Origin of the sequence: Lacticaseibacillus yichunensis (genome assembly GCF_003946405.1) — a bacterium.
Classification (GTDB): domain Bacteria; phylum Bacillota; class Bacilli; order Lactobacillales; family Lactobacillaceae; genus Lacticaseibacillus; species Lacticaseibacillus yichunensis.
Window position 1 is genome coordinate 35,110 of the sequence record NZ_RHOG01000004.1, and the last position, 23,997, is coordinate 59,106.

The following is a 23,997-nucleotide window of genomic DNA, read 5'->3' on the forward strand; positions in this document are numbered from 1 at the left end:
ATTCTCACCCTTCCATCAGCAGCAGATCAGGATCTGCCAGTAGTGTCTTCAGTTCATTCAGCGCTCGCTGTGCCAGGGCCCCGTCGATCAGGCGGTGGTCATAGCTCATCGAGAGCTTGAGCATGTTGCCAACCACGATCTCGCCGTCTTCGTTGACGTAAGGCTCCTTGGCGATCTTGCCGACGCCTAGAATCGCCACTTCCGGTTGGTTGATGACCGGCGTGAACCAGCCGCCACCGATCGAGCCGACATTGGAGATCGTCATCGACCCGCCTGTCATTTCCTTGGCCGAAAGTTTGCTATCCTGGGCCTTTTGCGCGTTGTCCGAGATCTCCTTGGCGATCTCGAACATCGACTTGGCATTGGCATCCTTGATCACAGGCACGTACAGGCCGTGCGGGGTATCGGTGGCGATGCCGATGTTGAAGTAATGCTTATAAACGATCTCGTCCGTACTGTTATCGATCGAGGCGTTCAGTTCTGGGAAGTCGCGCAAAACAGTGACCAGCGCCTTCACCACATACGGCAAGAAGGTCAACTTGATGCCCTTGGCTGCGGCCACTTCCTTGTAACGCTTGCGGTGCGCCATCAGCTTGGACACTTCCACATCGTCAAAGCTGGTGACATGCGGACTGGTGGCCTTGCTGTTGAGCATGGCCTTGGCAATCGCCTTGCGCGTCGGGCTCATCTTTTCGCGTGTCTCAAGCGCGGCGATGCTGGCATCCGGCACATACGGCTTGACCGACGTGGCTTTTGGCGCAGCCGCGGCAGAGGCGGCCGGGGTTTGGGTCGCGGCAACCGGGGTCGAAGCGCTCGAGGCGGCGGTTGCGGCGGCCGCTTGTGGCTGGACGCCGCCTGCCTTGGCCGCGTCCACATCTTGGCGCGTGATGCGGCCGCGTTTGCCACTGCCGCTGACTTGCGAGATGTCCACGCCTTGTTCGCGCGCATATTGACGCACAGATGGCATGGCCAAAATCTCACGGTTTGGATCGGCGACAGCCGGAATCGCCGTTGTCGGCTGAGCACCGGCTGGGGCTTGGGCCGACGCGGAGTTCCCGGCGGCCGCGGGTGTCGGTGCGGCGGCCGGGGCCGCGCTGGCCGCACTATTATGACCAGGCGCGTCCATCTCGATCAGAACTTGGCCCACAGTCGCGGTCTCGCCTTCTTGCACCAAAATATGCAAGACCGTGCCATCGACCGGCGATGGAATCTCTTCAACGGATTTGTCGTTTTGCACTTCCAGCAAGGTGTCGTCTTCTTTGATGGCGTCGCCTTCCTTGACGTGCCACTTGACGATCTCGCCTTCCGCGATGCCTTCGCCGATATCCGGCAGTTTGAACTGATAAACACCGCCTGCAGCAGGACTTGGCGCAGAGGCAGGCGTCGCGGTCGGTGTCGGGCTGGCCGGTTTGATTGGTTCGACCGCCGCCGTATTTTGCACAGGGCCACTGCCGTCATCGATCTCAACGAGGCTTTGGCCGACCGTGGCCGTTTCGCCTTCCTGAACTAAGATCTTCGTGACCTTCCCACTGACAGGCGATGGAATCTCTTCGACCGACTTATCGTTTTGCACTTCCAGTAAAGTATCGTCTTCCTTGATCTCGTCGCCTGGCTGCACATGCCACTTGACGATCTCACCTTCCGCGATGCCTTCACCAATGTCTGGTAGTTTGAATTCGTAAGCCATACTTTGGCATCCTTTCTATTGATCGATTCGCAGGTTAAAAATCGAGCGTCGCTTTGACTTTTTCCTCGATGTCCTTCGCATTTGGCAGCCAGATGCTTTCGGCCTCGCCAAATGGGAATGGGGTGTCCGGCGCCGCCACGCGACCAATCGGGGCCTCAAGCGACAAAATGGCGCGCTCGGAGATCTCACTGATCACGCTGCTGGCGACACCGCCCATGCGCTGCGCCTCCTGAACAACGACGGCGCGATGCGTTTTTTCAACGGAGGCGATGATTGTCTCCACATCCAGCGGCGCGATCGTGCGCAGATCGATGACTTCAGCGGAAATATTTTCCTTGGCCAAGTCATCGGCGGCCTTGAGCGCCTCGCGAACCATCGCGCCATACGTGATGATGGAGACATCGCTGCCTTCACGACTCACCGCGGCCTTGTCCAACGGCACCTCGTAACTTTCATCCGGCACCTCACCGCGGAACGACCGGTACAGTTTCATGTGTTCCAAAAACAGGACCGGGTCATTGCTGCGAATCGAGGCGATCAACAAGCCTTTTGCATCATAGGGATTGCTCGGCACGACCACGCGCATCCCAGGAAACTGGGCGACGAGGCCTTCAAAATTATCCGAATGCATTTCCGGCGTGTGGACGCCACCACCAAACGGCGCGCGAATGGTGATCGGCATGTTGCGCGTGTTGCCCATGCGGTAGCGCATGCGCGACATCTGCCCGCCGATGCTGTCCATCACCTCAAAAATGAAGCCGTAGAACTGAATCTCAGGAATCGGCCGCCAGCCGGTCAGCGCAAGGCCGATCGAGAGGCCCCCGATGCCGGATTCTGCCAGTGGCGTATCGAACACGCGGTCTTCCCCATGTTTTGCCTGTAAGCCATCGGTGGCGCGGAACACCCCGCCGTTTTTCCCGACGTCCTCGCCAAATACCAGCGTCTTCGGGTCGGCCGCAAGTTCCAGATCAAGGGCGTTGGTGATCGCCTGAATCATTGTCTTTTGAGCCATCCTACTTCGCCTCCTTCGCTTGATATTGTGCGAGCTGTTCGGCCACGTTTTGCGGCTGAACTTCATAAGTGTCTTTCAGGAACCGCGAGACCGTCTGTTTGCCGACCTGATCCGCCTGGGTGATCGCGGCCTTGATCTCATCTTTGGTCTTCTCGATCAACGCGTCTTCCTGGTCCTGGGACCAAAGCCCCTTGTCGGTCAAAAAGTTGCGCATCCGGACCAGCGGATCACGTTTTTGCCAAAGGTCATCGGTCTCCTTGCTCCGGTAGCGGGTCGGATCATCGCCCGACAACGTGTGCGGGCCGTAACGATAGGTCAACGTCTCGATCAAAACAGGGCCGTTGCCCGCGGCGGCATAGGCGCGCGCCTCTTTCATGACTTCATACACTGCCAGCGCGTCCATCCCATCGACTTGAATGCCTGGAATGCCTGCCGCGACAGCTTTTTGCGCCAGGGTCTTGGCCGCTGTCTGTTTGTCACGCGGCACGGAGATCGCAAAGCCGTTATTTTGCACCACGAAGATTGCAGGCGCCTTGAACGCCCCTGCAAAGTTGACGCCTTCGTAAAAATCACCCTGAGACGTCCCACCATCACCGGTGTAAGTCCACGCCACCTCATCGCTGCCATTTTTCTTCAGGCCAAGCGCGATGCCGGCGGTCTGCACATATTGCGCGCCGATGATGATCTGCGGCGGCAGTGCGTGCAGGTCCTCAGGATATTCATTGCCCACGACATGCCCACGGGACCACAGAAACGCCTTGTAAAGCGGCAGGCCATGCTGAATCAGCTCAGGTACATCACGATACCCGGGCAAGAGCCAGTCTGTTTTCTTCATCGCAAAGGTGGTGGCGAGCTGCGACGCCTCTTCCCCGGCTGTCGGGGCGTAAAAGCCAAGGCGCCCCTGCCGATTAAGGGCGGTCGAGCGCTGATCGAGCACACGCGACCAAACCATCTGGGACATCAGGGCAACCAGTTCGTCATCTGTCAGGGTCGGCATGATATCGCCATTGACGACCTGCCCGACCTCATCGAGGATCTGAATCATTGGAAAATCCGCTGTTTGACCCGATACCAACTGATCAAAATCAATTGCTGGATGTAATGCCATCTTCAGGACTCCTTTTGTTGGGCTGTGTTTAAAATCGGTTTGAACTGTATCAGTTCGAACCCCTACAGTAAGACTCTACCATCATGGCGAAACCATTGCAAGCGCTTTACATTGCGGTTATCGTAAAATAAAAGCCGCCGTATCAACCGTGAACCTTTTCACGGAAAACCTGATACAGCACAAAATCAAAAATGGTACAAAAAAATAGCACTGTCCTTCACAAGGACAGTGCTTATTGGTTTTTGAATCAGCCCAAGGCCCACGAGACTGGGTCCTGGTTGTAACGGAATGCGGCTTCTTTCAACTGATGCCGCGTGTGACCAACCAGGGTCATGTTTGCCATGAAGGCAGCGAGGGCAGTCATTGCACCCTTTACATTTGTGTTCCTTGTCACTTGCAGCTGGATGCGCTTGAGGCCGATTGATACAGCCTGCACACCCGCGTTCAGCGTCCGCCCTGCGAACACCAAGATCAGGTGCCCCAGCGCTTTGCCAAAAACGCGGCGGTTGTCTGTGGTGCCCAGCAAAGCGTCTGCCATTTGGGCGGCGAAAACATCGCACCCAGTGGCGGACACTTGCAGCTGCCCATCTGCCAGGGCGATTGCGCCTGCCGGCAAAACAGTGGCGTTGCCATCGACCATCGTCAGCAACTTCAGCCAAACATTCCGCCGAACCGCCATGTCGCCAAGACCATCGACCGGCAAAACATCGCCTGCCGTGATCTGCAGGACATCGCCGACAACCAGTTCCTGAACCGTGATCGCCCGAAGCAAGCCATCCCGCACAACCAAAACAGTGCGGTCCTCTTGCTTGAGTCCTTCGAACCAACGGGTAAATGCCACATGAGCCGCGCCCATGCCAATCAAAATCATCATCACCAACGCCAACGCGACCAATGGCTGGTCGAAAAGCCCCATGCAAACCAGCCCAGCACCCAGTCCCATCATCAGGATGGAGCGGCGCTGCTGCTGCAGGGTGATCGCTGTGTTGGCTTGGCGCAAGTCGTACTTTGCTTTTTGAACCTGATAACGCGTCAGGCCACTTTGTACTTGCATCAACATCGTGATCTCCTCTCTTCCCCAGAGAGGTTTGCGATGCGCCTATTACTTATTTGAAGTGAAGTTCACTTGAAGTGGCGGCACAATAACAAACCTTCGGGGATCGCCATTGTCGCTACTATTACCATCGATCGCATTTGTCATTCTACCCACCACCTTTCATTCACTTTCCGGAGGCACGTTTTCGTTGCTGGCGCTAGCTTCCAACAAAAAACGCGCACACCAATTGAGTATGCACGCGATACTTGCATCCCAATCGTTTAGTTTTAGCACTATACGCCTAGAAGGAGAACTTCAGCGGCATTAGCACAAGCCTTTATGGGCAAGCGCTGCTGACTCATTGGCATCTCTGGATGTTTCTGAGCAGTCGCATTGTTCGTATAGGAGCCTCACCTAACGGAAAGCACTGGATTTAATTTCAACTAACATATTATCAGTGAATGCACGCAATGTCAAGGATGAGCCCTTTCTTCTTCTTTCAGAAAAACGGAAGGAAAAGCGAAGCGTCTACGCACACGGGGGTGATCCGGGTAGAAATTGGCTGGAACGCTCCCAAGTGACTTTAAGCCCGCACAGGCCACGGTCTTAAAGCTCACTTTCGGTGTAAGCGGCAGAGCCGCTAACACCGACGAGGGGGCTGAGCCATTTCTACCCGGAGCACCCCCTTAAATCCAACACTCAATTGATCTGGCGGAAGGACCATCGCTGTACCTTTGTCATAAGGCCGTCTCAATCTGACATTGAGGTAATTGAATCAAAATTAGTTTTGCAAACTCAGCATCCGTCTATCAGATGCGACCGCAGACTCTAATCGCCTTGCTCAAGTCGAAAAAGGTTGCAAGTTTGGCTCATCTGGAAAGCACCATAGTTATCACGAATACCAGCGTTCAGGCCCAGCCTCCCATAATTTCCCGTAGCGGTTATGGCCAGCAAATGTACAACTTGTGAAAATGCTCTGTCCAATGCCAGCAACAAGGAGGTATCAAGCCACATGCCCGCCTGTAACGTATGTGGCTTGAGAACTGGATCAGAGGGTGGGCTCCGGCCGAAAATGGCTCAGCCCCCTCGTCGGTGTTGACGGCTCTGCCGTCTACACCGAAAGCAAGCTTTGAGACCGCGCACTTTGCGGGCTCAAAGTTGCTTGGGAGCGTTCCAGCCACTTTTCGGCTGGAGCCCACCCGGGGGGTTACGCCAATTTACGAGTCTGTTTTCGTTAAAACCGCATGGGAAACTGGTTTGACAAGCCTCATCGTTGCGCGCATCATTTGTCTTAGTATTCTCACAAGGAGGCTGCTTATGCGCCATCAACTCAGCTTTGAGATCTCTCGGCTGATCCATTCGAAAACCACCCGCGTCCTGGCCCTGCTGTTGGTGGTGCTCCCGAGCCTGTTTTGGTTCTGGGCCCGCTATCAAAACGTCGACAACGCGCGGACAGCTGCCTCGCATGCGGAAGTGTCGATCAACGCCAACCTCAGTCGGTACAACGATCAGACAATGAAGCTCCCTGAAAACAAGGCGATGTACAACAACTTGATTGCCCAGTGGAACGCCGCAACTGGCATCCCCACCGGCATTCAATTCGGGGCCGCCGATATTTTGACTGAAAGCACGTTGGAGCTGGCCAAGTTGCAGCAAAAGGCCTATTCGCTGAATCGAAGCGGCACCGAGGATCTGGTGCTGCCGAGCAAGATTCAGCTTGCGGATACGTTGCTGGTCACGCGCACCGTCCTGAAACAGCATAAACACCTTCAGACCAGCGTCCAGGACGCGTCGAGCCTGCTCAAGACCGCGATGAAATATGGCGGCTCGATTCTTTTCTTCCTTATATTATTGTTTGCGATGACGCTGGGCATGGACCGCTGGCGCCATCCGAGTTTGTTGCGCGATCTGCCCGTGCCCCCGCTGAACCGCCTGCTGGGAAAATTGCTCGGCATGCTGCTGGTCGTGCTTGTTCCGCTGGCGGCCGGGTTGGGACTGGCGACGTTGTGGATCGGCCTCGTTTATGGCTTCGGCGATCTCACCTATCCGCTGACCTTCAACGTTGGCCACCTCACCACCCTGCCGCTGATCGGCTACCTGACGCTCTTTTTGCTGGCGGCCGCGGTGCTAACGATCTTCACCGCGCTACTAGCGATGCTGCTCAACCGCCTGACAAAAAGCGTTTATCTGACGCTGTTCATCGGCGCGGTGATCGGTGCGATCGGCCAGTTCTGGTCGCCTGGAAAATTGGGCGCGTGGTTGCCATTTTCGGCGCTTGATCTAACCAAACTCTTGGCGCAGCCCACCGCAACAGCCGGCGTGCCGTGGTGGGGCAGCTTGCTGATCCTGCTTGGTTGGAGCCTGGTGATGGCCCTCATCGTTGGAAGGGAGGACAGTGATCAATGACATTTCGTGCCTATTTTTCCCTGCAGTGGCAACGGTTGTGGCATGCGCCAAAAACGATCGCGCTGACCGTCATTGCGCTTCTCGCCTCGCTATTCTTCGCCATTCATGTGGCGCCGCAGTTCGTGCCGACCCAGGCGGTGGATTCGGCGGCCATTCAGACCAGTAAGCAAAAACATATGCTCTACATTGATCATTATAAGGAAAACGTGACCACCAAGCCGATGTATGCGGCGCTGATGAGCGGGCCGGCGAAGACCTATGAGGCGTTTGTCAAACAGGAAAATGCATCGCTGCAGGCAATCAAGGCTGGCGACTTCGCCAAATACGCCGGGGCGCAGCAAAAATGGCTCGCGCTGCTCGACCAGCAGATCTGGGTGATCGGCGATGACCGCTCTTACTCTTATCCGCCTGTGTATTATGCGGATGGCGTCGATTTTCCAAAAATTCCTGGGCATTACTGGAACAACGAAACACAGGCCCGCTTCAAGGCGCTGGCAACGCGCAAGCATGTCACCAAGGCAGAGGTCGAAACGCGCACCGCCACGCAAACACTGCAGCGCGGCTTGACTAGTGGCCTGGCACTGTTGTTGCTGGCGTTTCTGGTCCTGCTGGGCAATGACGTGATCAGCCGCGACCATCGGCATCATACCGTGCTGGCCGCGATTCCGCTGACGGCCGGCCAAGCCTTGTTGGCCAAGGCGTTGGTGCTTTTGGCAAGTTATCTGGTGATTGTTTTGTCGTGCGGACTGATCTGTTTTGGCATCATCGCCGCGCGCGATGGTACCGGTTGGCAAACGCCACTCGCCATTTTCACCGGCACGCACACCGTCAGCATGCGCACCAGCAACCGCTTCACCACGATGCCGGGATGGCAGTTCACGCTGGAGGCAATCGTCTTGTTGGTCGTGGCCGCGTGGCTGTTCATTCGGCTGATCGAATTACTCGGCGCGTTCAGCCGCAGCGAGTATGTGGCACTAGCCGGGGGCTTGGGCTTACTGGTCGTCGAGCAGGCGTATTGTCAACAAGACATTGGCGCCGTGCACCCCTGGCTGGCCTGGCTGCCGACCGGATTTTTCGACTTCGGCGCGATCTTATCTGGGTACCAGAATTTCCGTTACGGCACCGAGAACTTCACCTTTGGCACTGCATTTTTGATGCTGGTAACATGCTGGCTCGTCGTTGAAGTCCTGCTGTTTAGCCTGACCCACCGCAAGAATTACCAACTGGTCCGCTGAGGAGGCGTAGAAGAATATGCTGACATTAAATGATATCTCGCTGGATTTTCCAACAAAAAAACAGGTGATCGATCATCTGTCGCTGGCGCTTGACGGCGGCCAGATCGTCGGCCTGGTCGCCCCCAACGGCACCGGGAAAACAACGCTGCTGCGCGTGATTTTGAATGAGTTGCAGCCAAAAGAAGGCAGCGTCACGATCGACGGGCTGCAATACACCAGCCAGGCCAACGCGCGCCGCATTCACCGAAAGCTCTGCTCGTTTCCGGTGCAAGATGACCTGTTCAATGACCTCTCCGGCCTCGCCCATCTGCGCTACTACTGCGATTCTTGGGGCGCCGACCGAGCCAAGTTGCCTGCGTTGATCGAAGAGCTCCAGATGATCAACTATGTGAAAAACCCGGTGCACACCTATTCACTTGGGATGCGCCAGCGACTGTGTTTTGCCATGGTCGTCGCGTCGGATGCGCCAATCATGTTGCTGGACGAATTGATGAACGGCCTGGATCCCGTGAATGTCGAGCTGGTCTCCAAAGTCCTCCTGCGGCTCAAGGGCCAGGGCAAGCTACTGCTGATGGTGTCGCATCTGTTGCCGAATTTGGAGGCCTACGCCGACCAAGTGCTATTCATGCAAGATGGCCGGTTTGCGCTGACTGTATTGCCTAAGGACGCCCGGCCCCAGTTTCTGCGCGTGGCCACCGGCGTGCTCGACGGTGCCAATGAAGCGAAGCTGCGAATGCTGGGCGCAACGGAGATCGGCGGCGCGCTGTTCATTGACAGTGCGCGCGTGGCCGAAGTCGCGCCCTTGTTGAAAAAAGCGGACGGGTCGCTCCTACCATTTGCGATTGGCCCGCAGTCGCTGGTCGACCACTACCATGTTGTCTACGGCGAAGCATGAGGCCCCCCCCTGCGCGCAATTTTTCCTAGCAGTCGCCTGCGCCCTGCACCTGATCGAGTCTGGCAGCTGCCTGCGACCTGACGCTATTTTTCATGACAACATGGCCAAATTGCCCGGCGCGCGCGGACGTGTTAGTGTAATATAGATGTGAATGTAATTTGTCCAAATGGAGGTCACAGTTGTGTATTTAATGAAAGATATCACCCGCGACGGCGATCCGGTGCTTCGCCAGGAAGCCAAAACGGTCACGTTCCCGCTGTCCGAAGAAGACAAGCAACTCGCCCACGATTTGATGGAATATCTGATCATCAGCCAGGACGAGGCGGAAAACGAGAAATACAAGTTGCGTCCGGGTGTCGGCCTGGCTGCACCGCAAGTCGGCGTGTCGGAAATGATGGCCGCCGTGCTGGTGCCGGGCCCGAATGACGAGATTCTGTTCAAGGAAGTCCTCATCAACCCGCGCATCGTTTCTCACAGTGTGCAAGATGCCGCGCTTTCTGAAGGCGAAGGTTGCCTGAGTGTCGACAAGGACGTGCAAGGCTATGTGCCGCGCCACGACCGCATCACCCTCACCTACCAAAATGTCGATGGCGAAAAGAAAAAGGTGCGCCTTAAGAATTACCCGGCAATTGTTTGCCAACATGAGATCGATCACCTCCATGGCATCCTGTTTTACGACCACATTAACAAGGAAAAACCGTTCACCCTCGACCCAAACGCCGTGGTGATCGAATAACTGACTATTTTGACTCGGGAAGCTTGCGTGGCGGCTCGAGTCTTTTTTGTCCACTTTTTTGCGCCGCGCCGCTGGACTTTTCGCCCTTCTCCGTTATAATTTAGGTGTACCTAAACAAGGCTGCGAACCAACGATTGAAGGAGGATCTATATGCTGAGTTTGAAATCTGTGACCTCGATGCCTGATCGTCAGGCGTGTCTTGATGTTTACCGGCAATCACTGGACTACTATCAGGCGGCGAACTTGCCCTTTCCTGATCGGAGCACTGTGCAGTCAGATCGCACCACCGCGCCGGACGGAATCCTGCCAAGCCGCATGCGATACCAACTGATCATGCTGGACAACAAACCGGTCGGCGTGGTGAAAGTCGTCCGCGACTATCCCGTGCCCCACGCCGTCACGTTGGCCCTGTTGTTGATCAAACAGCGCTATCGGCGGCAAGGAATCGGCAGTGCCATCGTCCGCCAACTGGCCTCGCATTATTCTGAAAATGGGTATGCGGAACTCCAAGCGACCGTCCTTGCGCCGACAGAAGAGCGGCTGGCATTTTGGCGCAGCCAGGGCTTTGACATCCTCGATGCGCGTCGCCTGATGTTGGCGTCCGGTGACATCCAATCCCAGGCGCTGCTGGGGCGATCATTGTCGGATCTAGTGACTGTTTGAGAATCTGTCTGCATAAAATAGGCTGGCCGAGACAAGATTTTGTCCCGGTCAGCCTTTTTGGTCGCATTTCAAGGGTGTGAGGCGGTCACATTATTTTTTGGCGGACGCCCCTGGGCCCACAATAAAACGGCCGCCACATTTCTGCGACGACCGCTCTGACTGAATCTATTTGACTAATCGGACAGGAGTCGCGATCTCCAGCCCGGTCAACCATTGCGTGCACCAATCGTGACGACACTCGACGTTTGGCTTGAACGCCCGTTTAGCGGGCCACCCGAGTCAAAGCGGCGAGTGGCGACCGGCGCAGCGCAAGACTCAAATCATGACTTGGTAAATTGCACGTGGTGACCACCCCCTTTACTTTGAGATGGGGTCATTTTGCCACACTTTTTGCCAAAATGCAAGCGCTAACATTCACCTGCTATTCCTGGTTCACGCGTTCGACATCTTCGACGTATTCGATCGTGGCCGCGTTGGTCACAAAGGCGACATCAAAGTGGACCTCGCCTGAGCGAATCCAAAAATCACTGACGACGAAGGCCGGGAACCGCGGATCCGAGGACACGATATTTTCATCGGCGGCCAATTGGGCGAGCTCGTGATCGAGCAACTTCCGGCTAACGCCAAAATCGGGCGTGGGGGCCGCATACTCAAACGCCATGATGCCATGGCCCCAGACATCCGCGACCGGCGTGCCAGCTAAGGGCTCAGGCGTCTCCCATTTCAAGGCGACCAGCATCCGTTGCACGATGTGGTCAGAAAGTTGACGGCTGCGCAGCAGGAAAATTCGCATCGCGCGTTTGCGGTTTGCGACTCGCCACCAAACAAACCCGCCGACTGCCAGAACAACGATGATCAAAACCACCAGCCAAACCATCTGGCCACCTCCTTTGTCTTCAGTATACGCACCCCTAGAAGTGAAAGGCAATCAGTCGAACTGCCGATTTTGCACATTGCCGGCACCCTCCTGACGCTATTTTCAAAAAATGACCTGCCGTCCGCTGATCCAGGCGGGCCGCCCGCGCTTCCGCTTCCCGTGGCGCTTGCCTTGCAGTTATGCTACACTATTGATAACTGTTGATGTAGTCAACATTTGACCGGCTAATGTGCAAAGGATCCGCGGATGCGGTTGTTTTGTGCGGCGCAAAACTAAATGAAAGGTGTTTTACGTATGATCTATAAAGTTCTTTACCAATCGGATAAGGTCCGCGACCCTCGCCGCGAAACCACCGAAACGCTCTATATCGAGGCGGCCAGCGCCGTCGAAGCACGCGCGAAAGTTGAAGCCAATACCCCCTACAACATCGAGCTCGTGCAGGAACTATCTGGCAACTTCTTGGATTACGAGAAGCAGGAGCCAACTTTTAAATTGACGGAGTTCCCCGCCAAATGAAATTGAACATCAAATCTAACGAGACGGCCGTTTTTGCGATCGGCGGCCTCGGCGAGATCGGGAAAAACATGTACGGGGTTCAATACCACGACGAGATCATCGTTATCGATGCCGGGATCAAGTTTCCGGAAGATGATCTGCTGGGTATCGATTACGTGATTTCCGACTATTCGTATCTCGTTCAAAACCAAGACAAGATCAAGGCCCTTGTCATCACACACGGACATGAAGACCACATCGGCGGGATTCCCTACTTTTTGAAGCAGGTCCCAAATGTGCCTGTCTATGCCCCGCCGCTGGCTGCCGCGCTGATTCGCGGGAAGCTGGAGGAACACGGCCTGACCCGCACCACCAAGATGTTTGAGCTCAAAGAAGATAGCGTGCTGAAATTTGGGCCGATCACGGTCGACTTTTTCCGCACGACCCACAGCATTCCAGATACGCTGGGGGTTGCGGTGCACACCCCTCAAGGCGTCATCGTTGAAACTGGGGATTACAAGTTCGACTTGACCCCAGTTGGCGATCAGCCGGCGCCAAACTTGCAGAAAATGGCCAAGCTTGGCGAAGAAGGCGTCCTACTTTTGATGAGCGACTCGACCAACGCCGAGGTGCCAAACTTCACGAAGTCCGAGCGCTTTGTTGGCCACAGCATCCGCCACATTTTCGATGGGATCGAAGGCCGCATTATTTTCGCGACATTCGCCTCCAACATTTCACGGATGGCGCAGGCGATCTCCGCCGCGCGTGAACACGGCCGCAAGATCGCGGTGTTTGGGCGGTCCATGGAAACAGCGATGATCAACGGCCGCGAGCTCGGTTACCTCGACGTCACTGACGACGAGCTGATCGACCCGCATGAGCTCAACCACCTGCCGGCCAACGAGGTCATGATCTTGTGTACCGGCTCGCAAGGTGAACCGATGGCGGCCTTGTCACGTATCGCAAACGGCACGCACCGACAGATCTCCATTCAGCCCGGCGATACTGTCATTTTCTCGTCGAACCCGATTCCTGGCAACACCGTTTCGGTCAACCACGTGATCAACGAACTCGAAGAAGCTGGTGCCGAAGTCATTCACGGTAAGGTCAACAACGTGCATACTTCTGGTCATGGTGGCCAGGAGGAACAGAAGTTGATGCTCCGCCTGATGAAGCCGAAGTTCTTCATGCCGATTCACGGTGAGTACCGGATGTTGAAAATTCACACTGAGCTTGCTCAGGAGTGCCACGTCCCTGCTGAAAATTGCTTCATCATGGACAACGGCGATGTCTTGGCCCTGACTAAGGACCACGCCCGCCGCGCCGGCCATTTTCCTTCCGGCGATGTCTACATCGACGGCTCCGGCATCGGCGACATCGGCAACGCGGTCATCCGCGATCGCCGCATGTTGTCTGAGGAAGGCCTGGTCGTGGTCGTTGCCACGATCAACATGCAAAAACAAGCAGTGCTGGCTGGCCCAGATCTGCTTTCCCGCGGCTTCATCTACATGCGTGAAAGCGGCGAGCTGATCAACCAAGCTCAGCGCCGCGTTTACCGGACGATCAAAAATACGTTCCAGCAAAACGAAAAAGTCACAGAAGGCATGTTAAAGGATGCAATTACGTCCAAACTGCAGGAATTCCTGTTTGATAAGACTGAGCGCCACCCCGTGATCTTGCCAATGCTGATTCTGTTATAACATTAAGCCGCGAAGTGAGTGGACCACCACTTGCTCAGCGGCTTTTTGCATGCGAAAAAAATTGCTTCACACCCTGCTCCGTTATTGTGTTTGCCAGGTTCAGCCGGTATAATCAAGGCTAGTGATTCTGAAAGGGGCATCGAGATGGGCGCGGCGTTTTTCTATATAATTTTCAATCCGGCAGCAAGCTCAGGGATGTCCGTCAACATTTTCAAAAAGGTGCGCGCGCGCCTGGACAATGAACACATTCCATACGAGATCAAAGTTTCGCGGTACGCAGGCCACGCGGTTCAACTGGCGCGGCAGATCGGCAGCTTTGGCAAACAGGAAAATGCTGTACTGATGGTCATCGGCGGCGACGGGACGCTTAATCAGGCGATCTGCGGACTGCGGAAAACAAGGCAAAAAGACATGCCGGTGGCCTACATTCCGGCGGGGTCTGGGAATGATTTTGCCCGAGGCATCAAAATGGCGCAGGATCCGATGAAGGCACTGGACCAGGTGCTTGCGGCAGACAAACCATTGCGGCTGGACATTGGCCAATACACAGAAGCGACCCGCGACGAAAGCGGCATTTTCGTCAACAACATCGGCGTTGGCTTTGATGGCTCCGTGATCGCAGCCACGAACCGCAGTCGCTATAAACGCGTGTTGAACCGGGTGCACCTCGGCTCGCTCTCTTATGTGGCCGGCGTGATCCGCGTCTTTTTCTCCCGCAAGCCATTTCCGGTCGCAGTGACGGTCGATGGCCAGCGGACGCTGATTCAACGCGCGTTTCTCGTCACGACGACGAACCATCCTTATTTTGGCGGCGGCATCAAGATCTTGCCCATCGCCACGCCGGATGACGGCAAGCTCGACTTGATCGTCGTGGAGCAACTAAACATCCCCTACTTTTTCTTTTTGCTGGTGCAAATGTTGCGCAACAAGCATCTCAAGTACAAAGCCGTGCATCACTTCGCCAGCCCGCACATCCACCTCGAGACCACAAGCCTCGAGTTTGGCCAAATGGACGGTGAGGAAATGGGCAGCCGCCCATTTGAACTCGACTTCACCGTCACCCAGCAAAATTTCTGGATCAAAAGAGAAATGGACAAATAAAGGGTGCGGAGGTGCGCGATTATGGTCGAGCAGGTAGGCTAGCCCAGCGCTTGATGGCGCTCTTAGCCATCGAGTGCTGGGCGTACCTAGCTGTCTCGACCATGCGCACCGGAGCCCAACTGTAAGGGTGCAGAGGTGCGCGCTTATGGTGGGGCAGCTAACTTGGCTCGGGTGCTTGGTGGCGCACTTAGCCACCGAGTGCCCGAGACAGTTAGATGTCCCCACCCAACACCAAAAGCTCAAATAAACAGCCGGTCCCCGCGATTTCCATCCTCGCAGGGGCCGGCTATTTCAATTTCTCAAAACGTGTTTTCTATTGAATAGATGTCACTCAGAAGTAATCCGAGAAGTAAGGCTCATCCATTGGAATGACGTTCTCAAGAATCTTCAATGCCTTCTTCGACGCGGTCAAGCGCTCGATCGTGGCTAAATACGACGGCCGCCGGTAACTCATCAACATGGTTGTCAGCGTCTGAATGTCCAGCTCGACCGCCTCGCCCACCGGCCGCCGGGTGACATGCGGACTGCCATCGGGATTCCAGTAAAGGCCAAAGATGCCGTTGTTCCATTCCGCCAGCGGATCGGACACGATGAAGTGCACAGGCTCGCCTGGCTCCGCAAATGGGTAGCGTTTCAGGAACTCGGCGACATCCACGATGCGCGCCATATAATACGGGTGAATCGTCTGGTAAATATCGCCATCCTCAAGCAGAAAATGAAGCGGCTCATTTTTATAAATATTGCCTTTGACATGCTCGACCATGGAAAAATGGGCCGCAATAAAATTCCACAATCCCAGCCGGGCTTCCTGCGTGATGTAGACCATTTCCTTGACGTGAAAGACCTCGTCGGCGATCCAGTACAGCACGAAGCCTTGGGGCACATCGTTTGCGTCATAATAAACGCCCGCGGTGCGCTCCTCTTCATTTTCCCAGCGCCAGTATTCATCCCAGTTGAGCTGGTTGCGGATCATTGCGCCGTGGGTGTGCACGGCAAAGCGGTCATAGATCTCGATCACATCCGCATCATCGGAATCGAGGCGTTCGACATGGCCAGGCACCTCGATGGCCTTGGGCAGCTGCGTGTCTTTGACGTCAAAGGTCAGATGATCGGACATGATCTCCCAACCTTTTTTCCGGTAAAACGGAATGCTGTATGGATAAAGATACGAGATCCACTGATGATGTTCCCGCATGTGATCCAGTCCCAGCTTGACGAGGTCGTGCATCAGGCCATTGCCGGCGTATTCGGGATACGTGCCGACGCCGGTCAGCCCGGCCATATCAAAAACGGTGCCGTGAATATTCACACGACACGGGTAGATCGCCAGTTGCGAGATCAATTCATCGCCATGAAACCAGCCGATCACATCAGATTTTTCAAGGACTGGGCGCTTGGCGCGTTCCAGTTCCCCGTCTTCGTAGCCGCTTTCCTCAACTTCTTTGGCGGTCACTTGAAAAACATAGGCGAGCAGGTCGTTGAACTGCTCAAGATCATCCGTCGTCACCCGTCTGATCTCAAGGTCATCGCGGATATTGGACATGTTATGACTCACTTTCCTTTTCTGGGCGAATGCCCTGCATGCCGATCATCGGGTCGATCGATTGCGCGAGTACCAGATCCGGCGTCAAGCGCCAATCGTTCGGCATCGCAGCATCCCCGACAGGTGCAGGCTCTGAATCTCCGACTGGCACGGGTTCTGTAGCTTGCGCAGGGCCTGCCGCATCGGCACCCCCAGTCCTCGCTTCATCATGAGGACGCGCTGAATCTGTGGTTGGAACCACTCCCGATTTTGCCACCGGTGCGTCATGCGTTTCTTCTTTATTATCCGGAGCTGGTTTGGCCTTGTCAACCGCGACCCGTCCAGGCATGGTCTCCTGAAGCCGGGCAACGAGACTGGTATGGCGGTTATCGGCCACTTCCTGCACCGCCAATTCAAACGCACGCGGGTCACCCATCAGGATCAAAAAGTTGCGGGCGCGCGTCACCGCGGTATACAGTAAGTTTCGCCGCAACATCCGCCGACTCTGCAGGGTCAGCGGCAAGACGACCACGTCAAATTCGCTCCCTTGGGCTTTATGAATCGAGGTCGCATAAGCCAGGGTGATCTTCGTCCAGTCATTGCGTTTATATTGTAATTCGTTGCCGTCAAAATCGATGGTCAGCTCATCGGTCTTGCTGTCGGTATATTTGCCCTCCATGATGCCTTGAATGATTCCGATCTCGCCATTAAACACATTATTTTCCGGATCATTGACCAATTGGAGCACCTTGTCGCCGATGCGGTAGCGGACGTTGCCAAAAACAACTTCCTTGGCCCGGGCATCACGCAGCGGATTCAAAATATCTTGAATCATCGGGTTCAGCTCGTCGATGCCGGCCACGCCGCGGTACATCGGGGCCAGCACCTGAATGCCGGTATGGTCGAATTTTCCCCCGGCCTTGGCGACAACTTGGCCGACTGCTTTGGGCAGTTGGTTCGGCGGGCACAAAATAAAGCTGCGATCCGCGGCTGGGCGCTGCCAATCCGCCGGGAGTTTGCCTTCGTTGATCGCATGGGCGAACGGAATAATCGAGCTCGACGCGTCCTGGCGGTGAATGTGCGTCAGCTCCATGGCGGGCAACACGCCGGCGCGAAGCAGATCCGCAAAGACCTGGCCGGGCCCGACGCTTGGCAGCTGATCCTTATCCCCCACCAAAATCAATTTGATGCCGGGATGAATCGCGGCCAAAAGCGTGCGGAAGAGATAGGTATCGACCATCGACATTTCATCGATGATCAGCAGCCCATCCGGCAGGTCCTTGGGTTCGTACTGGGTGCTGTCCACTGCCAATCCCAGCAGGCGGTGAATAGTGCCGGCGGGCAAATTCGTGGTCTCGGCGATGCGCTTAGCAGCTCGACCAGTCGGTGCCGCCAACATGATTGGAAACGTCTCGTCTTGGTAGCTGTTCACATCAAGGCTCAAGTCATTGAGCGCGGCATAGGTGTGGACAATCCCATTGATGACTGTGGTCTTTCCTGTCCCTGGTCCGCCGGTGAGCAGAAAAACAGGCGCAGCCATCGCGCTTTTGATTGCCGTTTCCTGCGACTCATCGTAAGTGACCCCGCTGGCTTTGGCAGCGGCGCGCAACGCTTTTTTCATGCGGGCCGCCTTGACTTTCTTAGTGTCGCCTTCCGTCATCTGGCGCAGCCGTGTCGCGATCTCCCATTCCGCGTCGAACAAGCGCTTGGGATAGACCTTATCGCCATCTGCTACGACCTTGTTGGCATTGGCCAGGGCCAGCACCGCATCCGCCACGGCTGTGGGCGCGATCTCAACGTTGCGCGCACTTTCAAGTAGCCCGATGCTTTGGTCCAGCAGCGGCTTGAGCGCGACATAGGTATCCCCTTCGCCATCGGTCAAGCTGGACAGCGTGTCGAAAACAGCGCCTTGCAGCCGGGTCGGGTCATCGGGCGCAATATCCAGCCGCGCCGCAATGGCATCCGCACGCTTGAACCCGATGCCGTCGATGTCGGCGATCAGCTGGTACGGATTTTCCTTGATCACTTCCAGCGCGTCGGTGTCATAGGTCTGATAGATCTTCGCGGCCATGTTTGACGTGAAGCCAAAATCATTCAGGCCAATGATCACCTGCTCCATCCCCAGATTGGCCTGAAGCGTATCGATCAGCGTTTTGCGCCGGTCCGCCTTGGGCACCAGCGGCACCAAGACAGCTGGGTCCTTCATGATTTGATCGATCGCGGTGACACCCAGCGCCTCAACAATGCGCTCGGCTGTTTTGGTGCCGATGCCCGGAAATTTATCTGAACTCAAATAATTGACCAGCCCCTGTTTGCTGGTCGGGCGGTCGGCGTGATAATTGTCCGCGGCAAATTGCGGTCCGTATTTCGGATGATTGACGAGCTTGCCCGTGAACGTGTACGCCTCGTCTTCTTTGATGTCGCCAAATGAGCCGGTGACCACGATCGTCGGTTCCGCCCAGGTGAAACTCGCGGTACCGACTGCGACTTCCATGATCTTGAAGAAGTTCGCCGCATTTTCAAAATAAATGCTTTTCACCCGGCCGGACAGCGTCGCCTCGTCATCACTCATCGCTGTCTCCCTGCGCCTTCAAAAAGCCCGCGATGTCGCGGACATGGCCGGCCTCTTGATCATAACCAGCCGGATCGAGTTGTTTCGCCTCATCGAGCCACTGACTGCCATCCTTACCTTGCGCCGCCTGACTCATCGCATAGGTGAACAGGATGCGCGCATTTTTCCGGGCCAAAAGCGGCGCCAGCACTTCATCCGCCTGGGTAAACGCACCGACTGCCAGCATCAGCTGCGCGCACAACAGCGCGGCATCGACCTTGTGCGGCGCGGCCTCATGGGCGGTGAGCGCAAACGCCAGTGCCTTGGCCGGCTGCCCCGCGCGCTGATAGGCCAGGGCGGTCATGTATTGCGCGTCTTCACCAAGCGTCCCCTTCGCGCCGGTGACTTGTTGAAAATAGGAAAGTGCCAGCTGATCATTGCCCTGCGTATACGCGAGCACGCCAAAATCGTACAGGAGCTCCGGGTCGTTTGGAAAAAGGCCCAGCGCCTGGACCAGCAATTCCCGCGCCTCATCATCGGCGGAGATGCTGATCAACATCATCGCCAGCGTCGCATAATTTTTCGGGTCATGTGGGTGGTCATCAATTGCCTGGACCGCGCGATGAATCGCCTCATCGTGGTCCCCGCGTTGAAATTGTTTGACGAGATCGTTGGTCATCTCGCGCCTCCTAGATCGTGTCTGTCGCCTCAAGCGGCTTGGTCAAAAATTCGGTGTCGTTCCATTTCAATAGCGTGAATGGCAAATTCGGGCCATGTGCCTCTAAAATGGTGACACTGCTGTTGGTCAGCCCGCCGTCCTTGCGCATATCCTTGATCGGCGTGCCAAGCAGACTTTGAATCAGGGCCACAAGCGCGGCGCCATGGCTGACAAATAAAAGATTCGCAGTGCCGGTCGTATCTGCCCGGACCGCATCCAAGACCACCGGCTGCATCCGCTTGATCAAGGCCTCAAAGGATTCGCCTGCCACCTCTTCGGCGTGATACTCGCCCGGAGCATGGCGAAACGCGTGCAACGCATCTGGATATTTTTCGGCGACCTCGGTGAATTTGAGGCCTTCCATTTTGCCCAGATCAAACTCCCGCATCCCCACCGTGACGGTCACGGGAATGGCCTGCGCCAGGTCTTTAAGCAGCACATTGGCTGTCGTTTTCGCCCGCGGCAAGGGACTGACATAGGCATGCGCAAACGGCACCTTTTTCAAATACTGGGCGAGCTGATGAATCTGATCAAAGCTCTCAGGCAACAGCGGACTGTCCCCGTTTGCCCCCTGATAGCGGCCCTCCAGGTTCCATTGGGTCTTTCCGTGGCGCACAAAATATAACCGAGTCAAAGCATGTCCTCCCGCGGCCGCACTGCGGCTGTATATCTTCCTATTATGGTGAAACAACGCCGGGATTTCAAGGCAGGCCGGCGATCGGTCGTCAACGAAATGGCTACCAATGTTGGTTTTTGCGCGCCTGGGGACTTGGGTCGGTTCCTTTCTTGTTGACAAAGGCCATTGGTTGGCGCGACGTGCTACGATATTGCCGGGGAGTGATGACATGGGACTATTCTTGTTGATCGCGCTTGGCGGCGGCGTCTTGACCGCGGGCGCGGGATGGCTGGCCGTCATCCGCGACAGCCAATGGCTCGGGGCGCTGACAGGCTACCTGGCTTTTTGCACGCTGATCAACGCCTCGATCGCCGGGCTCGATGTGAAAATGATGCCAGGGGCGCTGGCCATCAGTGGCTTGGCTGGCGTTTTGTTTTTTGTCTGGCTGGGCGTAAGGGTACTGTGGCAACGGCGTAAAAAATAGGGTGTGAAGGTGCGCGGTTATGGTTGAGCAGGTAGGCTAGCCTGGCGCTTGGGGCCGTCCTTAGCCCCGAGTGCCAGGTGTACCTAGCTGTCTCAACCATGCGCACCGTAACCCAACTGAGAGTGTGAAGGTGCGCGGTTATGGTCGAGTCCCTTGCAAAAAAGAGGTCAGACAATTTTTCGTCTGACCCCTTTTTATTTGCTCGCACCTCAGAATGAATTATACGTACTGCAAGACGCGTGCGTCGTTGTAAGCCACGTCAATGGTGCCCCCACCGAGGCACTCCTCGCCGTCATACAAGACAACGGCCTGACCCGGCGTGATTGCGCGCACCGGCTCATCGAACGCGATAATGGCCTTATCGCCGTCCAGATGAACGGTGACGCCGGTGTCTTTCTGCCGATAGCGGAACTTGGCCGTGCAGTGAAACTCTTGTGCCGGCGCCGCGCCGGTGAAGAAGTTCATACCAGACGCATCAAGGCTGGTCGCCATCAGCGCTGGGTTATTGTAACCCTGGCCGACATACAGCACATTGGCCTCGAGATCCTTGCCGATGACAAACCACGGCTCAGAATTTTCCGAATTACCGCCAATGCCGAGGCCGGAACGCTGGCCGATGGTGTAATACATCAGGCCATCATGCGTGCCCTTTTCCTCGCCGTCCACCGTCATCATCTTGCCAGGCTGAGCCGGCAGATACGTCGACAGGAACTGCTTGAAGTTGCGCTCGCCGATAAAGCAGATGCCCGTGCTGTCCTTCTTATGCGCGGTGGCCAGCCCATACTGCTCGGCCAAGGCGCGAACGGCAGGCTTTTGCATGCCGCCGATCGGGAACATCGACTTGGCGAGCTGGGCCTGGGACAGCTGACTGAGAAAATAGGTCTGATCCTTGTTGGCATCGGCGCCGCGCAACATGTGGCGCACCCCATTTTCGTCGGTGGTCAGCTGCGCATAGTGCCCCATCGCGATATAGTCGGCATCGAGTTCCTCGGCATAATCCAAAAACGCCTTGAACTTGATCTCCTTGTTGCACATCACATCGGGGTTCGGCGTGCGCCCAGCCTTGTACTCAGCCAAGAAATACTGGAAAACGCGGTCCCAGTACTCCTTTTCAAAATTGATCGCGTAATACGGAATGCCGATCTCGGCTGCAACTTTCGCCACGTCCTCGTAATCGGTAGTCGCCGTACAGACGCCGTTTTCATCGGTGTCATCCCAGTTCTTCATGAAAACACCGACAACATCGTACCCTTGCTGCTTGAGCAGAAGCGCGGTCACCGAGGAATCGACGCCGCCCGACATGCCCACGACAATGCGGGTGTTGGAATTGTCCAAAACTATCACCATCATTTCGTGTAGAATCTGAAAATATTCGATTTGAAGGTCGAAATTCCAGTACGACTCATTATACCAGTGCAGGGCAAAATCACAATGCTTGGCAAAAGTAAGCGGTAGAAGAGTCTATTGCCTTTTCAGTGCCATTGAGATTTCCCAACACTTGAAATGAGCCATGCCTGGCAGATATATAGCCCCTTTGCTGGGTGAGTCCTACCAAATTTATCGTTGCATCATTTCTTCCCAGCTCTGCCAAACGAATTCGACTTGTGCAGTCCTTTTTTCGGTGTTGCTAGTCCGTTTCCTCAGCACTCTCTCAGTCTGCCCTTTCTCCCCACCTCTCAAAATCAAAAAAGCGACCCGCCTCCATTTGCCGCAGAGGTGAGTCGCTTGCTTGTTGATCAGTGTTGGGTCTTGTTGCCTGGTTGTTGCGGGAGCGCGTTCAGGGTCGCCATGTCTGCGTCGCTGATCTCGAAGTCCAGGTTAGTGTTGGCTTCGATGTGCGCGGTGCTTGAGGCTTTTGGCAGTGGCAGGGTGCCGTTTTGCAGGCAGAAGCGCAGGGCCAGTTGGGCGACGGAGACGTTGTTTTTATCCGCGATGCGGGTGATGGTCGGGTCATCGAGCAGGCCGCCTGTAGCCAACGGTGAGTAGGCCTCGACCAGCATCCCCGCTTTTTCTGCGGCGGCGGTGTTCTTCGGCTGGGTGAAGCCGGCGAAGTAACGAATCTGATCGACGGCCGGCACAACGTCGGTATTGGCGATCAGGTTGGCGATGTCGTGATCGTTGAAGTTGGAAATGCCGATCGCGCGAATCTTGCCAGCCTTGTACAGCTTGACCATTTCCGCCCACACGGCGATGTTGTCCTTATCATGGTTATCGCCGATGCGGTTCCATGGCCACGGCGCGTGAATCAGCCACAAATCAAGATAATCGACACCTAGGTTTTGGATGGTCTGGTTAAAATAGCCTTCGACCTTCTTGGCGTCCTTGACCTCGGCCGGCAGCTTGGAGGTGATGAACACATCCTTGCGCGCCAGGCCGCTGTCCTTGATCGCCGCGCCGACACTTTCCTCATTGCCGTACGCAAACGCGGTGTCAATGTGCCGGTAGCCGGCACGCAGCGCATCCGCCACGGCGTCATACGCTTTTTGGCCGTTTGGAATCTGCCAGGTCCCAAAGCCGACCTTTGGAATCTCAACGCCATTATTCAAGGTGTAAGTCTCTGTCAAAATAGTCATCAAATTCGCTCCTTTCGTTAAGTCCTCTTCATGATACCGTTTTCGCCAAAAAGATGATAGCAGCGCTGCTTATTCTGGTCGTTTTTCCCGCGGGTGGCCGGAACCCCGACGCCACGAAGTCGGTAATACGCTCGGGTCGCCGCGCCGCCCCGCCCGTCTGCGCGCCCAGCCCACGAAAAATGCCCCGCCGCGGCCGCATTCGGCGCCACAACGAGGCATCATTCTGATCTATTTTTTCAGCTCAAAGACACCGCGGTCAATCAGGTTATCCATGAGGTACTCGTATTGCTCGACGTTGTCTTTCGTCGCGTCGTGTTTAAAAATATCGACGGCCTTCATGCCATTGCCTGTGGTCGCAGAGATCTGGAACTTGTCGAGATCCTTGCTGACGGTGATCTTGAGCTTGTTGGCGGCGGTGTAAGGCGAATTCGGGTCCAGCGAACGCTCGAGCTGGAAGTTGCCGTTGTTCGTCTTGATGAAGCCAACGTCCATCAAGGTGTAACGTTTGATCTGCGGGCTGATCTGATAGGTGTTCTGATCACCCAACGCGGCCCCTGTTGTGCTTAATGCCATATGAGACAC

At 55.8% G+C, this 23,997-nt stretch carries 21 protein-coding genes and 1 riboswitch; of the genes, 9 read left to right on the plus strand and 12 right to left on the minus strand.

The features are described 5' to 3' along the window. Positions 1-4: 4 nt before the first annotated feature. The 4 genes from EKM95_RS02270 to EKM95_RS02285 all read right to left on the minus strand — a co-directional run bounded on the left by EKM95_RS02270 (position 5) and on the right by EKM95_RS02285 (position 4,867). Positions 5-1,687 (minus strand): dihydrolipoyllysine-residue acetyltransferase, encoded by a 1,683-nt coding sequence (locus EKM95_RS02270; RefSeq protein ID WP_125696215.1) that lies wholly within the window; start codon positions 1,685-1,687, stop codon positions 5-7. A 34-nt stretch (positions 1,688-1,721) separates the two neighbouring features. Next, positions 1,722-2,699, minus strand: coding sequence for an alpha-ketoacid dehydrogenase subunit beta (locus EKM95_RS02275; protein WP_125696216.1), 978 nt, complete (start codon positions 2,697-2,699; stop codon positions 1,722-1,724). Between the two features lies 1 nt (position 2,700). Further along, a complete protein-coding gene (gene pdhA, locus EKM95_RS02280; protein ID WP_125696217.1) occupies positions 2,701-3,807 on the minus strand; it encodes a pyruvate dehydrogenase (acetyl-transferring) E1 component subunit alpha in 1,107 nt (368 codons plus the stop codon). A 247-nt stretch (positions 3,808-4,054) separates the two neighbouring features. Continuing rightward, on the minus strand, positions 4,055-4,867 hold the full coding sequence (locus EKM95_RS02285) for a hypothetical protein (RefSeq protein ID WP_125696218.1): 813 nt from the start codon (positions 4,865-4,867) through the stop codon (positions 4,055-4,057). A gap of 241 nt (positions 4,868-5,108) precedes the next feature. Further along, positions 5,109-5,272: riboswitch (M-box (ykoK) riboswitch) on the minus strand. 888 nt (positions 5,273-6,160) lie between these two features. Between EKM95_RS02285 and EKM95_RS02290 the strand changes: the two genes are divergently transcribed. The 5 genes from EKM95_RS02290 to EKM95_RS02310 all read left to right on the plus strand — a co-directional run bounded on the left by EKM95_RS02290 (position 6,161) and on the right by EKM95_RS02310 (position 10,778). Next, the gene (locus EKM95_RS02290; protein ID WP_125696219.1) at positions 6,161-7,249 is read left to right on the plus strand and encodes a hypothetical protein; all 1,089 of its coding nucleotides are present in this window, start codon (positions 6,161-6,163) and stop codon (positions 7,247-7,249) included. Further along, on the plus strand, positions 7,246-8,484 hold the full coding sequence (locus EKM95_RS02295) for an ABC transporter permease subunit (protein WP_125696220.1): 1,239 nt from the start codon (positions 7,246-7,248) through the stop codon (positions 8,482-8,484). The genes EKM95_RS02290 and EKM95_RS02295 overlap by 4 nt, the downstream gene beginning before the upstream one ends. Positions 8,485-8,500: 16 nt before the next feature. Beyond that, positions 8,501-9,379, plus strand: coding sequence for an ATP-binding cassette domain-containing protein (locus EKM95_RS02300; RefSeq protein ID WP_125696221.1), 879 nt, complete (start codon positions 8,501-8,503; stop codon positions 9,377-9,379). Positions 9,380-9,560: 181 nt separating this feature from the next. Then, positions 9,561-10,115, plus strand: a complete 555-nt coding sequence (def, locus tag EKM95_RS02305) for a peptide deformylase (protein WP_125696222.1) — start codon at positions 9,561-9,563, stop codon at positions 10,113-10,115. Between the two features lie 150 nt (positions 10,116-10,265). Further along, positions 10,266-10,778, plus strand: a complete 513-nt coding sequence (locus EKM95_RS02310; RefSeq protein WP_125696223.1) for a GNAT family N-acetyltransferase — start codon at positions 10,266-10,268, stop codon at positions 10,776-10,778. Between the two features lie 421 nt (positions 10,779-11,199). Here EKM95_RS02310 and EKM95_RS02315 read toward each other — a convergent pair whose 3' ends face one another. Further along, positions 11,200-11,655, minus strand: a complete 456-nt coding sequence (locus EKM95_RS02315) for a hypothetical protein (protein ID WP_125696224.1) — start codon at positions 11,653-11,655, stop codon at positions 11,200-11,202. Positions 11,656-11,949: 294 nt separating this feature from the next. Between EKM95_RS02315 and EKM95_RS02320 the strand changes: the two genes are divergently transcribed. From EKM95_RS02320 to EKM95_RS02330, 3 genes are all read left to right on the plus strand, one after another. Then, positions 11,950-12,171 carry a DNA-dependent RNA polymerase subunit epsilon gene (locus tag EKM95_RS02320; protein WP_125696225.1) on the plus strand — a complete coding sequence of 74 codons (222 nt, stop codon included), beginning with the start codon at positions 11,950-11,952 and terminating at the stop codon, positions 12,169-12,171. Then, positions 12,168-13,850, plus strand: coding sequence for a ribonuclease J1 (gene rnjA / locus EKM95_RS02325; protein WP_125696226.1), 1,683 nt, complete (start codon positions 12,168-12,170; stop codon positions 13,848-13,850). Before EKM95_RS02320 ends, rnjA begins: the two co-directional genes overlap by 4 nt. Before the next feature lie 144 nt (positions 13,851-13,994). After that, positions 13,995-14,951, plus strand: coding sequence for a diacylglycerol/lipid kinase family protein (locus tag EKM95_RS02330; protein ID WP_125696227.1), 957 nt, complete (start codon positions 13,995-13,997; stop codon positions 14,949-14,951). A 331-nt stretch (positions 14,952-15,282) separates the two neighbouring features. Here EKM95_RS02330 and EKM95_RS02335 read toward each other — a convergent pair whose 3' ends face one another. From EKM95_RS02335 to EKM95_RS02350, 4 genes are read right to left on the minus strand one after another with little or no spacing between them, the layout of a single operon-like run. Then, on the minus strand, positions 15,283-16,494 hold the full coding sequence (locus EKM95_RS02335) for a GNAT family N-acetyltransferase (RefSeq protein ID WP_125696228.1): 1,212 nt from the start codon (positions 16,492-16,494) through the stop codon (positions 15,283-15,285). Position 16,495: 1 nt separating this feature from the next. After that, positions 16,496-19,045: an SF1B family DNA helicase RecD2 gene (recD2, locus tag EKM95_RS02340; protein WP_125696229.1), complete on the minus strand. Its 2,550-nt coding sequence runs from the start codon at positions 19,043-19,045 to the stop codon at positions 16,496-16,498. Beyond that, a complete protein-coding gene (locus tag EKM95_RS02345; RefSeq protein ID WP_125696230.1) occupies positions 19,038-19,703 on the minus strand; it encodes a tetratricopeptide repeat protein in 666 nt (221 codons plus the stop codon). Before EKM95_RS02345 ends, recD2 begins: the two co-directional genes overlap by 8 nt. A 10-nt stretch (positions 19,704-19,713) precedes the next feature. Further along, entirely contained in the window at positions 19,714-20,376 is a 663-nt protein-coding gene (locus EKM95_RS02350; RefSeq protein WP_125696231.1) for a histidine phosphatase family protein, read from the minus strand. A 211-nt stretch (positions 20,377-20,587) separates the two neighbouring features. Here EKM95_RS02350 and EKM95_RS02355 point away from each other — a divergent pair, with 211 nt between their 5' ends. After that, positions 20,588-20,842 (plus strand): hypothetical protein, encoded by a 255-nt coding sequence (locus EKM95_RS02355; RefSeq protein ID WP_125696232.1) that lies wholly within the window; start codon positions 20,588-20,590, stop codon positions 20,840-20,842. A gap of 219 nt (positions 20,843-21,061) precedes the next feature. On the opposite strand, the gene mnmA is transcribed toward EKM95_RS02355, so the two are convergent. From mnmA to EKM95_RS02370, 3 genes are all read right to left on the minus strand, one after another. After that, complete coding sequence (mnmA, locus tag EKM95_RS02360) at positions 21,062-22,192, minus strand: tRNA 2-thiouridine(34) synthase MnmA (protein ID WP_125696233.1); 1,131 nt, start codon at positions 22,190-22,192, stop codon at positions 21,062-21,064. A 386-nt stretch (positions 22,193-22,578) separates the two neighbouring features. Further along, on the minus strand, positions 22,579-23,415 hold the full coding sequence (locus tag EKM95_RS02365; RefSeq protein WP_125696234.1) for an aldo/keto reductase: 837 nt from the start codon (positions 23,413-23,415) through the stop codon (positions 22,579-22,581). 228 nt (positions 23,416-23,643) lie between these two features. Then, positions 23,644-23,988 (minus strand): DUF1831 domain-containing protein, encoded by a 345-nt coding sequence (locus tag EKM95_RS02370; RefSeq protein ID WP_125696235.1) that lies wholly within the window; start codon positions 23,986-23,988, stop codon positions 23,644-23,646. Positions 23,989-23,997: the final 9 nt, after the last annotated feature.